We start from the raw sequence: 14,514 nt of genomic DNA on the forward strand, positions 1-14,514 counted from the left end.
ACGGATCGCAGCGTCCTCTACCCGACCGGCAGCCACCTCTCGAGGGTCGGGCTGAACTCGGCGGCCATCCGGACGTCCTCGTCGGTGAAGGCGTCGGTCGCGATCAGCGTTCCCAGGTAGGTGCCGATCACCGCGACCGGCAGGAGACCGACGATCAGCGCGTCCGACTCGAGGAAGACGACGATCGGCGCGCCCGCGACGGTCGCCGGGACGCCGGCGGCGACGACCTTGGCGAAGTCCCTGGTGAACGGATGGATGCCGTCGAGGTAGTAGATCTCGGCGAGCGAGAGGCAGCCGACGAGCACGAGCGCCGTCGCCGAGCCGATCGCGGCGCCCTCGATGCCGACGAGCGGGACGAGCGCCGCCGAGACGAGGAAGTTCGCGCCGAAGAGCACGAGCGTATTGGCGAAGACGAACCGGGAGTAGCCCATCCCTTGCAGCAGGGAGCCGTCGGGACCGCCGAAGGTGACGTTGAACAGGAAGGCGCCACAGAGCAGGATGACGACGAGGCTCGCCGCCGCGTACTGGGGCGTGTAGAGGACGGCGAGGTACGAGTCCGCGCCCAGCGAGAGGACGATCGCGATCGGGAGGGTGATCCCGACGATCCAGCGGGCCATGATCCGGAACCGCTGTTCGACCAGGTCGACGTTCTCCCTGGTTTCGGCGATCAGCGGCTTGAACACCGGCGACAGCGAGTTGAAGATGATCATCAGCCCGGAGCCGAGCATGTAGCCGACCCGGTAGATGCCGACGTCGTCGGAATTCAAGAAGTAGCCGACGACGAAGTAATCGACCTGGCCCATCAACACGAAGACGACGCTGGTCATCGCCAGCGGCACCGAGTACGTCACGAGCGGCTTCGCCGCGACGAGTTCGGTAGTCGTCGTCAGCAGGTCCCAGGCTTTGTAGACGAACAGCGCCGTCCCGACCGCGATCGCGACGAAGAGCCCGACGACGTAGCCGCCGATCAGCCCCAGCAGTCCGAATCCCGACAGCAGGAGCCCCGCGGTGACGGCGAACCGGACCGTCGGCCGGACCAGATCCCGCATGACGACCCGGTACTGGAGCTTCTTGATGCTGTAGTAGGAGGTCAGCAGGACGTTGTAGATCGCCAGCATCGGGATCGTCACCGAGAGCAACAGGAGCGCGATCCGCATCGCCGGCTCCTGGAAGAAGTCACCGACGACCCGCGATCCCGCTGCGAGCGCGAACGCGACCAGCGACGACGTGACGAGGACGGTCGCGGTCACCTGGAGGATGACGCCCTTCGCCTTCCCGCGCTCGCCGTCGTCCAGATACTGCGGCACGAAGTAGTCGATCGCCAGCGGGAGTCCCAGGTTGCCGAAGACCTGGGCGAACAGGATCACCGACGTCGACAGGACCCACAGCCCGTACACCGACGGGCTGACGAACCGGGTCATCAGCATGACGATCGCGAACCCGAACGCGCCGTTGATGACGTTGCCGACGAACGTGATGCTCCCCTGTTTCGCGAGCGTCGTGACGCCTTCGTCGTGTCCCTCGTCGTGCTCGCTCATGTCCGCAGGTCGTACGCGATGCGTTCGCTCCGTCGGCTGTGGCCGCCCGGTTCACGGCGGGACGACAGGGGACGCCGCGTCCGGGTTGCGACGGCGGTGATCACGGTTGGGAGCACGATCAACATCACCGCCTCAGACGCCGGTCGCCGGCTCGAGTTCGTACGTTTCGACTTCGGCGGCGGCCTCGCCGAAGTGCGGATACTCGACCTCGAACGGCCACTCCTCGTCGGCGGAGACGTCCGCGTCGACGTTCTCGATGACGCTCTCGAGTTCCTCGCCCTCGGCGTCGAAGAACGTCGCCCGGAGTTCGACGTAGCTCAGCGTCCGGTCCCCGACGTTCCTGACGATTCCCCAGACCGTAACGCGCTCGTCCTCCGTCCCGGGATCGTCCCGGACGAGGTCCGACCAGACGACCTCGACGTCGCCCGGATCGGTGATCTCTTCGCCGTCGTTCTCGACGAACTCGAGGCAGCCGCCCGCGAGCGCGAGGAGCCCGACCGGGGCCGCGAGGAACGAGCGACGGTGCATCGGTCCGTCGTACGACGGGACGAGCCTTGAGGATTCGGGAAGACGTGGCAGGGGACGGACAGCACGCGCTCGAGTCGACCGCCCGCTCCCGACCGGCGCCGAAACGGGGTCGTTTTACACCTCCGACGGCAACCGCCGATATGGAGTGTCGCCACTGCGCCTCGCCCCTCGAGAAACCCGGCGACTTCTGTCTCGTCTGCCGGGAGCGAAACGCCGAGGCGGTGGTCCTCGAGGCGGGGCGCGAGCGGGCGACGCTGACGATGCTGGCCGGCGAGTCCGACGACGGGGCCGACGGTCACGGCCGGGGCCAGGGCCACGGGCACGGGCACGGCGCGGACGACGATCCAGTTTTGGGGAAAACGACCATCACGACGACGCCCGAGGACGGCGAGAACGAACCCGTCGAACTCCGGAACTTCGCGGGGCTGATCGGCGACGAGATCCGCCGCAAGCGCCCCGAGGAGGTCTACGCCGGCGGCGAGCGTGCGGTGATTCGCGCGGTCCGCGAGGACATCCACCACTCGCTGTACCGCGTCGACGACGAGAACCCCGTCGAGACCGTCATCGACCGTCGCGGCAACCGCGCGCTCGACGTCGTCGAGACGCCGCCGATCGAGAAGATCGGCGGCAGCCACTCGACGCTCATCGGCGGCCGAACGGGGATGGAGGCCATCCGGGCCGTCGCTGGCCATCCGCACGTCAAGAAGGTGATTCCGGGCCCCATCGACGCCGGCGGGAAGGGGTCCCAGTCCGGTTTGCGCGCGAAGGTTACCCGCGCCGACGACGGCGGCAACGTTCGCATGCTTCTCCGAGACGGCTCGAGCGTGCAGGAAAACCGCGTCGTGACGACCGCTCGCGACCGCGAGATGGGCGAGCGGATCCGCGAGGACCTGAACGACGTCCTCAGCGAGGCGGAATTTCAGTGACTCGGTGACGGTGTTCGCGCAAGTATTGTCGCGAGCCGATGGAAGAGACACTCTCTGCTGGCAGGTCCTGCCTTTACGGACCCGGAGTAATTAGATATAATTAGCCATGCTCGAGCGTCCCGACGCCGTCCTGGCTGCCATTCCGCTGCTCGCGCTCAGCGGTCTCGTCCTCCGCTCGGTGATCGCGGTGACGGGCGTGGGGACGGGACTGCTCGCAGCACCCCTCGCACCGGTGGGGTACCTCGCAGCGCTCGCGTTCGTCTTTCGAGAACTGCTGACTGGACCGGTCGCGAAACGGATGCGATGAGGGTTCGCCAGGGCGGGGGCCGAGCGTCCCACTACCGTGCCGGCGCGGATGCGACTCAACAGGTTTAAGAATCCGCTGGCGATAGATATCCCTACTATGGCCGACAAAGGAAGCGTTGGTAGCGCGGGCCGCTTCGGCGCACGCTACGGTCGCGTCGCACGACGCCGCGTCAGCGAGATCGAAGACGACATGGAGAACGCGCAGGTCGACGGCGACGACGTGACCCGCATTGGAACCGGCATCTGGAAGAACGAAGAAACCGGCGAGGTCTTCACCGGCGGCGCCTACCGTCCGGAGACCCCCGCCGGCCGCACCGTCACGCGCTCGATCCGCGCCGCGCTCGCCGAGGACGAATAACCGCACACCCCCGCTCCAGTTTCACGCATGAGCTACAAGTGCTCCCGATGTAAACGCGACGTCCAGCTCGACGAATACGGCGGCGTCCGCTGTCCCTACTGCGGTCACCGCGTCCTGCTGAAAGAGCGCAGTCGCGACGTCAAGGAAGTCGACGTCCAGTAACGTCGTCTCGTCTCCGCCCGTGTCTTCTCACGACGCAACGCTCGAGTTCGACTACGAGAGCGCCGCTCGCGCTCGCACCGTCGCCGAGAGCGTCGCCCGCGAAATCGGCGAGATCGACGACGACCGGTCGCAGACGACGCTCGAGCGCGACGGCGCGACGGTGCAGATTGCGATCGACGCCGCCGACGTCGTCGCCCTGCGAGCCGCGTTGAACACCTGGTTTTCGCTGGTCGACGTGGCCGAACGGACGGCGGCGATCGGCGAGGCGGCGTAGGCTACCGGTCCGTCAGGACGGCGGTCCACTTGCCCATCGAAAGGATCAGCTGCGGCTCCGTCTCGCGGTCGCGAAACTCCGCGGTCCACCGCACCCCGCTTCCCGTACCCGCCGAAAACGAGTACGGCGAGCGCTCGACGGCGTCCGGGGAGGCGGTGAACGCGACGTCTCGCTCCGGGACGCGGATTCTGATCGTTCCGGCGGCCGCCGGTTCGACGGTTGCGGTCAACGCGCCGCGATACGATTCGTAGGTGCCGGCGACGGCGTCGATCGCCTCGCGCACTCGGAGCGCCCGGACGGCGTCCTCGGGCCGCTCGCCGCACAGCGCAGCCAGAATCCCCGCGCCGACCGCCGTCACCGACGGACCGTGCGTGTTGAACGCCAGTGCGACAGCGACATCGTGCTCCCGAAGACATCCCATGTAGGCCCCGGAAACGCCGATGCCGCCGAGGTGAGAGACGAGCGTCTCGTCCAGGAAATCGCGGACTTCCCAGCCGTACCCGTACCCGCGGTACGTCCCGTCGACGGTCGGCAGGGACGGCGATTGACGACCGCACATCGCCTCGACGAGGTCCGGCTCGAGAATCCGCGTCCCGTCGACCGTCCCGTCGTTCAGTACGCAGCGAAGCACCGTCGCGAGTTCCCGCGCGGGGCTGATCAGCCCGCCGGCCGGCCCGGCGCCGCCGTCGTACGCGTCCGGCGAGAGCTCGCCGTCCGCCCTCGTGTAGCCGGTCATCGCGTCGTCGGCTCGAGCGAGCGCGTCGGGATCGTACGTCGATCGGGTCATGCCCAGCGGCTCGAAGATCTCGGTCCGCACGTACTCCTCGTACGGTCGCCCGTCGACGGCTTCGACGAGTTCGCCGAGGACGAAGTACCCGCCGTTGTAGTACATGTACCGATCGTCGTCGACCAATCGTCGATCCGCCGCGCCGTCGACGTGTTCGAACAGGTCGAGGTTCCGCCCGTCGTCGATGGCCGGGCGGCGCGCGACGAAGTCCTGCGGCATCCCCGACGAGTGGGCCAACAACTCCCGAACAGTGATCGGCGGTCCCGGAGCCTCGTTCAGGACGGCGACGTACTCGCGGAGCTCGTCCTCGAGGTCGATATCGCCGCGTTCGACCAGTTGCAGGACGGCGATCGCGGTGACGGACTTCGTCAGCGACGCGACCGCGTACAGGGTATCGGGGGTTGCGGGAGCTTCCGATTCGACGTCTCGAACGCCGAAGCCGTTCGCGTAGCGGATCCCGTCCCGATCCGCGACGACGACGCTGGCGCCCGGAATCGATTCGGACTCCATCCACTCCTCGACGAGCGCCTCGATCTCGGTGCGAGTCGACGCCGAAACTGCGTTCTGATCCGGTGCCATGCGACCACTTACACACTCGTCATCGAAACATCACTTCTTCGCGCAATATTCGCAGCACGCCGAACGGGCGGATCAGCGGTTTGAATCGAGATCGACACTGCAACGTCGCCCTGCGAGCCGCGTTGAACACCTGGCTTTCGCTGGTCGACGTCGCGGAGCGGACGGCGGCGATCGGCGAGGCGGCGACGTAGTTAGTCGCCTACAACTATCTTGTTGGCGTCTAATCCGGACACATGGACACGATTCGCTCGTGGTCGTACTCTCGCCCGGACAGTGCGGACGTGTGGGACTGGGAGTCCGGCGATTTCGAGGCGAGCGACTGGCCGCTTCCGGAAACGGGTGCAGACGTCACGTACGAGGACGGCGGCTACCGAGTGCTGGTTCGCGGCGTGATCCACACCCCGCCCCACGCCGAAGCACTCCCACGACGAGTAGCTGCCGACGAGGACGGTCTGCATCTCGAACTCGAGGAAGTACGCGAAGACGTGGACGGTCTCATCCCGGATGTCGAGGTTCACAGACCGTACGAAGTCGTCGTCGAGTTCGACGATCGAACGGAGGAGGCGGATCTTCCGCGGCAAACCGTCGTCGAGTACTATCGTAACGAGACGCCCTTCTTCCGGACGGCCGCCGAGCGCTGATTGAGTCAGCCGACCGATCCCAGCGACGATTGCAGGCCCCGATCCGTCCGTCCCGCCTCGAGTTCGTCGGTGTACTGTCGCTGGTTGGCGTGGTAGACGCCGATGCCGAAGGCGGCGACGACGCCGAAGAGGACGCCGTTGAGCGCGAGCACGTACGGTTTCGGCTCCGACATTACCCGCAGTTAGATCAGGACGACCCACAGGAACAGCGCCGCGATCGCCCCGCCGACCAGCAGGTACCACTTCGCGACCGTCACGACGTAGTCGGTCTCCCAGTTCAGGCGGACGAGCCACGCGCCCGCGAGGACGAGGCCGAACGCGAGCACGAGCAGCGCACTGTTCTCGAGGAGCGTCCACGTCAGCTCCCACGAGAGGTTCCGACGGTCGTCCCAGATGTCGTACAGGGGGACGAGCAAGAGTATCGCGCCGAGTCCGGAGACGCACCCGCTGGCGAGGTATCGACGGACGCGGTCGCTGCCGAGCGACACGCCCGGGCGTACGAGGTGGTGGTCCGAAGAACTAGTCGACCGGCGGCGATTTCCGGTCGTCGTCGAAACCGGGTCGGCGTTACGACCGCGGGCCGCGGCAGTCTAACTGAACGATCCCAGCGACGACTGCAGGCTTCGATCGGTCGCTCCCTCCTCGAGCTCGTAGCCGACCAGATCGCGCATGTCGACGGCGTAGGTCGTCCCGCCGTTCTCGAGGACGAGCAGCCGACCCTTCACGCCGACGACCGTCCCGGACGCGATCGTCTCGCGAACGGGTCGGCCCCGGAGTTCGAGCCCGTAGTCGAACGAAAAGCGGTCGATGACGTCGGTCTTGAGGGACTCGAGCGTTCGTTCCCAGGCCGCTTGATCGACGGTCGCCGCGAGCGAGGCGATCTTCGGCCCGGTGCGGACGCGGTCCGTCAGCCGCCGGGCGATCTCGGCCTCGATTTCGCGGGCGATGCGGCCGTTCGAGACGGTGTGGACGTGGGCCGCGCGGTCGGCCCCCTGCTCGCGGAGGCGGGTCTCGAGGCGCCGCGATTTGGTGACGCCGACCTTGAACGTGTCCGGGGCGAACGCGGCGATGTAGACCGCGTGCTCCTCGTAGCAGTCCATTTCGTCCTTGAGGCAGGTGCCGGTACAGCGGGCGCAGACCCACGTGCTGGTGTGATATTCGCAGTACGGCGCCGCCGGGCGGTCGCAGGCGACGTGCTCGCCGTCGTCGATCGTGCCGGCGCAGCGTCGCTCTCCGAGCGCGTACGAGAGGGCGTCGCCGGACTCGAGTTCGCGGCGTTCGATCGCGCCGCTCTCGTCGGCCAGCAACAGTGCGGACCCGCGACCGCTCGGCTCGTAACCCACCAGTTGCACGGTCCGAGTTGGTAACGAAAACGGATAGCTGTACCGGGATCGGCGGTGTAGGCGACTCTCCGCGATTCCGGAATCCGAAACAAGGACGGGGACGGGAACGGTGGAAACCGACCCCGTCGTCGCGCGGGGCTCGCTGTTCGCTGAAACGGGCCGCGCGAATGGTGGCTCGGCTCCGCACGTAGCACGATCCCGATCCGGCGGAGGCGCGGCCCGTCTCGTCGCGGGTGGCTCGCACGCGATGCGTCGACCAGCCGTTCACCGGGCTTGCTATCGTCCGGTGACGTTCAGTCGTCCGCGGCCGACCCATATAACTGGTGTGCTTGTTATTCCCACGCGTCACTGTCGCTCCCGTCGCGGGCTCCTCACGACCGCCTGTGCCGGCGAACGGTTATACGTCCGACCGGCGAACGTCCCGCCATGACGCTCGAGGGATCGCTCGAGGCGCGGGTATCGACGGACGGGGACGGGACGGGATCGCCGGCGGTCGCGTTCAGGTTTACCGTGACGAATACGGGCGCGGAGCCGCTCGAGTTGCAGTTCTCGGACGCGGCCAAGGCCGAGTTCGTCGTGCAGGACGAGGACCGTGAGGTCTGGCGGTTCACCGAGGGACGGGCGTTCATGCAGATGCTAAGCGCCGAGCGGCTCGCCCCCGAGGAGTCGACGACCTACGACGGCGAGTGGGAACGTCCGCGGCCGGGCGAGTACACCGCCGTCGCCGAGTTGCGCGCGCAGGAGGCGTCCTGCGAGGCCCGAACCGAGTTCATCGTGCCTGACTGACGAGTACGGACCAACGGCGGGCATCAGCGGTGAGCCGTCGGCCGATCGGTTCGTCTAGTCGGCGTTCGACGGAACGTCCCCGTCGGCCGCCGTATCGTCCGTCGGCGGGACCCGAAACTGATCGCGAGCGAACAGCAGGTACGCGAGAACGGCGACCGGGACGACGACGGTCGGAACTCCCTCGGGACCGAAGACGGCCACTCCGAGGAGTCGGTCGCCGAGCAGGAGCGCGTACAGCACGAGCGCACCGATCCAGCCCGCCAAGCGGCCGCGAACGAGGAGGTACGCGACGAGGATCCCGCCCATGCCGGCGACGAACCCCGGTTTGCCGACGGGGGAATAGACGCCCGTAATCAGCCGATAGAGGCTGTATCCCACCGTGAGCAGAGCGACGCCGATGACGCCGTGCGAGGGGGAGGGCCGCGAGTCGTCGTCCATAGCGGCCGTTCGTCCGGCCGGTAAATGAATGTACCCGGATCGAAACCGAAATTAATATCGAACCGGTGAGATAGTTGACCAGTGATGGAACGACCGGCCCGGCGATCCGTCCTCGAGGTGCTCGGCGGCCTGGCGCTCGGCGGCGCGGCATTTTCGGATCGGCCCCGCTGGCCCGGGTTCTTCGGCGGATACGTCGAAGCGACTCCGATCGACCCACTTCTCGAGGACGAGGCGGAAGCCCGGTCGCTGCCCGACGAGTTCGTCACGCCCCGCGACGACGAGTCGATCGCCGACTTTGAACCGCTGCAGACGGCGCTTCGACGTGACGACGAGCGCGTCGAGGTATCCCGACGCGAGTTCGGGGAGGTGTACGATGCGATGGCGGAGCTTCCAGTTTTCAACCCCTATCGCCACGACGGGTACGAGCACTCGGGCATCGCTTCCGGACACTACGTCCGCGATAGCACGGCCACACAGTGGGTCAGACTCGTCCCCTGGTGTAGCGATTCGTGGTGGATCGAGACGAGCGGGTCTCCGACGAACGGAGCCGCCTGCTCCCGTCGATAACGGATCGTCCGGTCGGTCCCTCGTCGTCGCTCGGGGCCGCGACCGACGCCGAACGGTCTCCCGCTGCGTCGCTGTCGAATCGATACCTCGAGTTCTCAATCCGGAAAGCGATTTTCGGAACTGCGGACGATATCTTCGCCGTTGGCGGTGGGTATAAACTGTCGCCAACCCAACGGGCGGGTATGCAAGCGCTGGTCATCGCGGCGCACGGCTCTCACCTCAATCCGGACGCCTCGGACCCCACCTACGCCCACGCGGACCGCGTCCGCGAGACGGGCGCGTTCGACGAGGTCCGCGAGGCGTTCTGGAAGGAGGAACCGCACTTCCGCGAGGTGATTCGCACCCTCGAGTCCGACGAGGTTTTCGTCGTTCCGCTCTTTATCAGCGAGGGCTACTTCACCGAGCAGGTCATTCCTCGAGAGCTTCGACTCGAGGAGTGGCACCCCGAAAAGTGGGACTCCGACGGCACGAGCGCCTCGCAGGTCACGCTCGAGGCGACCGACGTCGACAAGACGGTCCACTACTGCGGCCCGGTCGGCACCCACGACGCGATGACGGACGTGATCGTCCAGCGCGCCGAAACCGTGACCGAGGACCCCGACGTGGGGGAGGGGGTCGGCCTCGCGGTCGTCGGCCACGGCACCGAGCGCAACGAAAACTCCGCGAAGGCCGTCGAGTACCACACCGAGCGCATCCGCGAGCGGGATCGCTTCGACGAGGTGGAGGCGCTGTTCATGGACGAGGAGCCAGAGGTCGACGACGTCACGGAGTACTTCGAGAGCGAGGATATCGTCGTCGTCCCGCTGTTCATCGCGGACGGCTACCACACCCAGGAGGACATCCCCGAGGACATGGGGCTGACCGAGGACTACCGGCTCGGCTGGGACGTTCCCGCGGAAGTCGACGGCCATCGCATCTGGTACGCCGGCGCCGTCGGCACCGAGGGGCTGATGGCCGACGTCATCCTCGAGCGCGCGGCGGATGCCGGCGCAGACCTTGGTGACGCTCTCGAGACCGTCCGGGCGAACGAACGGGTCGCGACCGGGACCGACGGCCGCGAACGCGAGTCTGGAACCGACGCGGGAGCAGGAACCGGCGCCGGCGCGGGTGACTGACCGTGGCGGACGCGACGACCGACGCCGTCGACGCGCTGATCGCGGCGCTCGAGGACGACGAGGGTGAGAGAGGGGACGGCGGCGTCGAGTTCGACGGCCTCTCCCTCGAGCGAGAGCGCGACGGCGACGCCTACGTCCTCGAGACGCCCGAAATTGACCCGCGCCGAGTTGAGGCGGACGACCTCCCGACGGTCCTCGAGACGGTCGCGGAGTACGCGACCAACTGGCGCTACTGGCAGCGGTCGGTCGGCGGCGAGGGAACCTACCGCCGAGCCTTCCTCCGGTGGTGCGAACGGGCCCCGATCGCCGAGGACGGCGCTCGAGAGCCGACCGACGACCCGCTCGCCGTCCCCGAACGGTACGAGGCGCTGCGGGACGGCATCGATCGCGAGTGGGGACAGCTTTCGATCACCGCCCGGTTCGTCGACGTCGCAAACCCCGACGGCGAGCGCGTCTACGACCTCTGGCACGTCGACGACGCCGGCGCGGATCTGGCCGATCTCGAGGTCTACGACGACCCTCGCGACGCTCGCGAACTCGCGACCGACGACGAGGACGGCCGCTACCGGCCGCTGAAGACCGCGCCGACGCTGCTATCGGGGTGGGCCTTCACCGGCCTCTCCGGGGCGGAACTCGTCGAGGCGGTCGAGTTCTTCTACCCGGCGACCGTCGCCAACTGGCACCGCGAACTGCGGGGGAACCTGGACGTCGACCACTGGCGCGAGACCGCCGAGCGACAGACGGGGATCTACGACGTTCTCGACGAACTGCCCCGCGAAGCCGTCGACTGGGTGGCCGAAGCCTGCTGCGTCGACTCCCAGTGTCTCCGCCGCCGCAAGTGGGAGTACGAGGCGGGCGACGACCTCGAGCCCCCGGGCGGCGACGGGCCGTTTCCCTGTCGGGAGCCCTGCTCGCTGGTCGTCGCCGCCGCGCGCCAGTGGACCATCCTCGAGTCCGAACAGGAGCGGACCTACGAACTCGAGCTCACGCCGAGCGAGCGCAACCAGCTCGAGGAGTTGATCGACGCCGTTGCGGAGGACCGGACCGACGAGATCCGCGAGGCCGACGTCGCCGACGGCGCGAACCGCTACCGGGCGCGGTACCTGCGGGCCAAGCGGTTCGACGAGGACGGATCGCTCGAGATTCGAGAGCGGTCCGCAGAGACTGAGTAAGGATTACCACAGCAGCAACGCGAGTGCGATGACGACGCCGCCGGCGACGACGATGAACCCGAACATCGCAGCGAGTCCGCCGATCGTCGCGGCCGTCGCCGTCGCGATGGCGAGCGCGACCAGCCCCAGCGCGAGCACGGCGAGCGTCCCCGTATCGAGGCCGCTCGCGCCGAACAGCCGCTGCAGTACCTTCTCGGCGGCTGTTTGATCGGCCGACTGATCCCGCGACGGCGGTTTGGAGAGCGACTCGTCGACGTCGACCGCGGCCGGCTTCGGTTTGACGGTGACGTCGATCGTCACCGATTCGGAACCGTAGCCGGTTACGACCTCGAGTCGACCCGTGACGGGATCGTCGATCGCTTCGGCGTCGACACCGACCGGAACCTCGATCGTCTCGCCCGCTTCGACGTAGTAGTTCGACTGATCGAGCGAGACGTGCCGGGAAAAGGACGCGTCGGTGTCGGCGTCGGCGAGCCGACAGTGGACGTGCGCGGGCGATTCGTGGCCCCGTAACGCGAGGACGAACGAGCCGCGAGTCGACACCGTAGTCGTCGCTGCCTCGAGCGTATCGGGCGACTCGCGGTTGACGTGGACGGTGACCTCGGTTCGGGACACGATTACGGTGCGCGCACGGGGATGGAGTTAGTCGACCGGTTCAGGCGGGCGTCTCCTCCCGCATGTCCGGCGGGAGCAGGTTCGGGATGCCGTCGTCGACGGGATATCGTTCGCCGCACTCGGTACAGACGAGGTCGCCGCCGACGACTTCCTCGCCGTCGTCGCCGTACTCGGCGTCCTCGAGTTCGAGCTCGTGTTTGTCGAGCGGACAGCGGAGAATATCCAGCAAGGACTCCTTCATAGTACGTAGGCTGGCCGCATCCAGCAAAAGGTTTCGGGAACGAGCCCGCGCTTTCGCGCTTCCGCGTCGACGCGGACGAGCGGTGCGGGAGCGCAAGCGCTCAGCGCGAAACGCCGCGCCGATTACTCGTACGGGTCTTCGACGACGACGGTCTCCTCGCGGCCGGGACCGACGCCGACCGCGTAGATCGGCGCGTCGAGCTCGTCGCTGACGTACTCGAGGTAGGTCCGGGCGTTCTCGGGGATGGCGTCGTAGCCGTCCTCGGCGACCGCTTCCCAGTCGACCTCGTCCCAGCCGTCGAACGTTCGGAGGGTCGCCTCGCAGTCGCCCCACTTCTCGGTGGTCGGCGGCATCGTGAATACCTCCTCGCCGTCGAGTTCGTAGCTGTGGCCGACCTTTACCTCGTCTAAGCCGGCGAGCACGTCGATGTGGTTGATCGCGAGGCCGGTAAAGCCGTTCGCGCGGGCCGCGTGGCGCAACATTGGCATGTCGAGCCAGCCGACGCGGCGCGGACGGCCGGTGACGGTGCCGTACTCGCCGCCCTCGTCGCGGATGTAGGTCGCGAGTTCCTCCTCCTCGTCGCCCGCGCCCTCGTCGGCGTCGTAGTCGGGGGTCTGGCCCTCGACGCCGCCGAGTTCGGTCGGTAGCGGGCCGGTGCCGACCCGCGAGAGGTAGGCCTTGACGATGCCGATGACCTCGCCGTCGCCGACGACCGTCGGGCCGAGGCCGGTGCCGACGCTGGCGCCGCCCGCGGTCGGGTTCGAGGAGGTCACGTAGGGGTAGATGCCGTGGTCGATGTCGATCGAGGTACCCTGCGCGCCCTCGAGCATGACGTTGTCGCCGGCGTCGATACGCTCCTGCAGGAAGGTGCCGCAGTCGACGGTCATGTTCTCCTCGGCCAGGCGCTCGCCGTACTCGCGGTAGGTCTCGAAGAGGTGATCGACGTCGAACTCCTCGCCGGTCTCCTTGCCGAAGACGTCCTCGGCGAGAGCCTTCTTCTGCGGCACGACGTACTCGAGCCGTTCTCGGAGCGTGTCGGGGTCGAGCAGGTCGCCGACGCGGACGCCGCGGCGGCCGGCCTTGTCCTCGTAGGTGGGGCCGATGCCCCGGCCCGTGGTGCCGGCCGCGAGGTCTTCCTTCTCGTTCTCTTCGATGCCGTCGAGCGCGCGGTGGTAGGGGAGAATGACATGTGCGCGCTCGGCGACGCGGACGTCGGGCTTGAGGCCGCGCTCGCGGAGCGTGTCGATCTCCCCGAACAGCGTCTCGGGGTTGACGACGCAGCCGTTGCCGAGGACGCCGATCTTCCCCCGGACGGCCCCGGAGGGGACGAGCGATAGCTTGTACGTCTCGCCGTCGTGGACGACGGTGTGTCCAGCGTTGTCGCCGCCCTGATAGCGGGCGACGACATCGGCGGCGTCGCCGTACAGATCGACGACGCCACCCTTGCCTTCGTCGCCGAGTTGCGACCCGACGATTGTGACGGTCATAACAGCGGCGGGTTCTTGCCCGGCCGATAAACAGATTACGGTATTGCCGGCGGATTCAGGGGCGCAACTCGAGTGTGCGAGCGTTGATATCGTCACCCATGGAAGTATCGCCCACCGATGTTGCGAGCGAGGCGCCGCGGCGCAGGCGGCCCGACCGACGAGTCTATAGGGTTTCAGCGGCGAGACACCGTTCGTCGGACTGTCGGCAGCATCGCGGCCGAATCGGAACGGAATCGTTAACTACTCCCAATAGTAATCAAAACGTTGAGTAAACTGTTCAGCGCTCGAGGGTAACCTTTAAAGGCCCCAAAGACAAGTTAACAAATGCCATGATAGACCGACTTGAGAAGGAAGTCGATATGCTGGAACGTCATCTGCAGGTCCTGAAGATGGTCATCGAAAACGAGCCGATCGGCATCGTCAAGATGTCCAACGAGACCGGCTATCCTCACCACAAGGTTCGCTACTCGCTGCGCGTTCTCGAGGAAGAAAACCTCATCGAGCCCTCGAGCCAGGGTGCGATCAAGACCGAGCGCACCGTCGAATTCGTCGACGAACTCGACGACAAGCTCGACGACATCATCGACAAGCTCGACGGGATGAAGATCGAAGACGTCGCCGAGATCGAAGGCTAACTGTTCGATCGCCGCG

21 protein-coding genes and 1 pseudogene are annotated in these 14,514 nt (G+C 67.1%); 12 read left to right on the forward strand and 10 right to left on the reverse strand.

The window, feature by feature from the left end:
* Positions 1-17 precede the first annotated feature (17 nt).
* Both HALXA_RS14745 and HALXA_RS14750 read right to left on the reverse strand, forming a co-directional pair.
* Positions 18-1,538, reverse strand: coding sequence for a flippase (locus tag HALXA_RS14745; RefSeq protein ID WP_013881182.1), 1,521 nt, complete (start codon positions 1,536-1,538; stop codon positions 18-20).
* A gap of 132 nt (positions 1,539-1,670) precedes the next feature.
* Complete coding sequence (locus HALXA_RS14750) at positions 1,671-2,066, reverse strand: FxLYD domain-containing protein (RefSeq protein WP_013881183.1); 396 nt, start codon at positions 2,064-2,066, stop codon at positions 1,671-1,673.
* A gap of 140 nt (positions 2,067-2,206) precedes the next feature.
* Between HALXA_RS14750 and HALXA_RS14755 the strand changes: the two genes are divergently transcribed.
* The 5 genes from HALXA_RS14755 (at position 2,207) to HALXA_RS14775 (ending at position 4,092) form a co-directional block, all read left to right on the forward strand.
* Entirely contained in the window at positions 2,207-2,992 is a 786-nt protein-coding gene (locus HALXA_RS14755; RefSeq protein ID WP_013881184.1) for a DUF2103 domain-containing protein, read from the forward strand.
* Positions 2,993-3,098: 106 nt separating this feature from the next.
* A complete protein-coding gene (locus HALXA_RS14760; protein ID WP_013881185.1) occupies positions 3,099-3,299 on the forward strand; it encodes a hypothetical protein in 201 nt (66 codons plus the stop codon).
* Between the two features lie 96 nt (positions 3,300-3,395).
* Positions 3,396-3,656: a hypothetical protein gene (locus HALXA_RS14765; protein WP_013881186.1), complete on the forward strand. Its 261-nt coding sequence runs from the start codon at positions 3,396-3,398 to the stop codon at positions 3,654-3,656.
* Positions 3,657-3,683: 27 nt separating this feature from the next.
* Positions 3,684-3,818, forward strand: a complete 135-nt coding sequence (locus tag HALXA_RS14770) for a DNA-directed RNA polymerase subunit P (RefSeq protein ID WP_006181151.1) — start codon at positions 3,684-3,686, stop codon at positions 3,816-3,818.
* A gap of 19 nt (positions 3,819-3,837) precedes the next feature.
* The gene (locus HALXA_RS14775; RefSeq protein WP_013881187.1) at positions 3,838-4,092 is read left to right on the forward strand and encodes a KEOPS complex subunit Pcc1; all 255 of its coding nucleotides are present in this window, start codon (positions 3,838-3,840) and stop codon (positions 4,090-4,092) included.
* Position 4,093: 1 nt separating this feature from the next.
* Here the strand turns inward: HALXA_RS14775 and HALXA_RS14780 are convergent, their stop codons facing one another.
* Positions 4,094-5,458 (reverse strand): serine hydrolase, encoded by a 1,365-nt coding sequence (locus tag HALXA_RS14780; RefSeq protein ID WP_013881188.1) that lies wholly within the window; start codon positions 5,456-5,458, stop codon positions 4,094-4,096.
* Between the two features lie 104 nt (positions 5,459-5,562).
* On the opposite strand from HALXA_RS14780, the pseudogene HALXA_RS21720 reads away from it, so the two are divergent.
* Positions 5,563-5,649, forward strand: a pseudogene (locus HALXA_RS21720) (KEOPS complex subunit Pcc1); the annotation flags it as partial.
* Between the two features lie 42 nt (positions 5,650-5,691).
* Complete coding sequence (locus tag HALXA_RS14785; protein WP_013881189.1) at positions 5,692-6,099, forward strand: hypothetical protein; 408 nt, start codon at positions 5,692-5,694, stop codon at positions 6,097-6,099.
* A gap of 5 nt (positions 6,100-6,104) precedes the next feature.
* Here the strand turns inward: HALXA_RS14785 and HALXA_RS22185 are convergent, their stop codons facing one another.
* The 3 genes from HALXA_RS22185 to HALXA_RS14795 form a co-directional block, all read right to left on the reverse strand.
* A complete protein-coding gene (locus HALXA_RS22185) occupies positions 6,105-6,272 on the reverse strand; it encodes a hypothetical protein (RefSeq protein WP_013881190.1) in 168 nt (55 codons plus the stop codon).
* A gap of 9 nt (positions 6,273-6,281) precedes the next feature.
* Complete coding sequence (locus HALXA_RS14790) at positions 6,282-6,587, reverse strand: hypothetical protein (protein ID WP_013881191.1); 306 nt, start codon at positions 6,585-6,587, stop codon at positions 6,282-6,284.
* Positions 6,588-6,689: 102 nt separating this feature from the next.
* The gene (locus HALXA_RS14795) at positions 6,690-7,451 is read right to left on the reverse strand and encodes a DUF2797 domain-containing protein (protein WP_013881192.1); all 762 of its coding nucleotides are present in this window, start codon (positions 7,449-7,451) and stop codon (positions 6,690-6,692) included.
* A 417-nt stretch (positions 7,452-7,868) separates the two neighbouring features.
* On the opposite strand from HALXA_RS14795, the gene HALXA_RS14800 reads away from it, so the two are divergent.
* Positions 7,869-8,228, forward strand: a complete 360-nt coding sequence (locus tag HALXA_RS14800) for a BsuPI-related putative proteinase inhibitor (protein ID WP_013881193.1) — start codon at positions 7,869-7,871, stop codon at positions 8,226-8,228.
* 54 nt (positions 8,229-8,282) lie between these two features.
* On the opposite strand, the gene HALXA_RS14805 is transcribed toward HALXA_RS14800, so the two are convergent.
* Positions 8,283-8,666: a hypothetical protein gene (locus HALXA_RS14805; RefSeq protein WP_013881194.1), complete on the reverse strand. Its 384-nt coding sequence runs from the start codon at positions 8,664-8,666 to the stop codon at positions 8,283-8,285.
* 84 nt (positions 8,667-8,750) lie between these two features.
* Here HALXA_RS14805 and HALXA_RS14810 point away from each other — a divergent pair, with 84 nt between their 5' ends.
* From HALXA_RS14810 to HALXA_RS14820, 3 genes are all read left to right on the forward strand, one after another.
* Positions 8,751-9,233, forward strand: coding sequence for a hypothetical protein (locus tag HALXA_RS14810; RefSeq protein WP_013881195.1), 483 nt, complete (start codon positions 8,751-8,753; stop codon positions 9,231-9,233).
* A gap of 182 nt (positions 9,234-9,415) precedes the next feature.
* On the forward strand, positions 9,416-10,348 hold the full coding sequence (locus HALXA_RS14815) for a CbiX/SirB N-terminal domain-containing protein (RefSeq protein ID WP_013881196.1): 933 nt from the start codon (positions 9,416-9,418) through the stop codon (positions 10,346-10,348).
* On the forward strand, positions 10,345-11,520 hold the full coding sequence (locus HALXA_RS14820) for a DR2241 family protein (RefSeq protein ID WP_083822848.1): 1,176 nt from the start codon (positions 10,345-10,347) through the stop codon (positions 11,518-11,520). Before HALXA_RS14815 ends, HALXA_RS14820 begins: the two co-directional genes overlap by 4 nt.
* Positions 11,521-11,523: 3 nt before the next feature.
* Here HALXA_RS14820 and HALXA_RS14825 read toward each other — a convergent pair whose 3' ends face one another.
* The 3 genes from HALXA_RS14825 to HALXA_RS14835 all read right to left on the reverse strand — a co-directional run bounded on the left by HALXA_RS14825 (position 11,524) and on the right by HALXA_RS14835 (position 13,863).
* A complete protein-coding gene (locus HALXA_RS14825; protein WP_013881198.1) occupies positions 11,524-12,135 on the reverse strand; it encodes a DUF7524 family protein in 612 nt (203 codons plus the stop codon).
* Positions 12,136-12,175: 40 nt separating this feature from the next.
* Entirely contained in the window at positions 12,176-12,376 is a 201-nt protein-coding gene (locus HALXA_RS14830; protein WP_013881199.1) for a methytransferase partner Trm112, read from the reverse strand.
* 122 nt (positions 12,377-12,498) lie between these two features.
* Positions 12,499-13,863 carry an adenylosuccinate synthase gene (locus HALXA_RS14835; protein ID WP_013881200.1) on the reverse strand — a complete coding sequence of 455 codons (1,365 nt, stop codon included), beginning with the start codon at positions 13,861-13,863 and terminating at the stop codon, positions 12,499-12,501.
* A gap of 329 nt (positions 13,864-14,192) precedes the next feature.
* On the opposite strand from HALXA_RS14835, the gene HALXA_RS14840 reads away from it, so the two are divergent.
* Positions 14,193-14,498, forward strand: coding sequence for a hypothetical protein (locus HALXA_RS14840; RefSeq protein ID WP_013881201.1), 306 nt, complete (start codon positions 14,193-14,195; stop codon positions 14,496-14,498).
* Positions 14,499-14,514 lie beyond the last annotated feature (16 nt).

The sequence above is a fragment of the Halopiger xanaduensis SH-6 genome, from assembly GCF_000217715.1.
GTDB classification, from domain to species: Archaea; Halobacteriota; Halobacteria; order Halobacteriales; family Natrialbaceae; genus Halopiger; species Halopiger xanaduensis.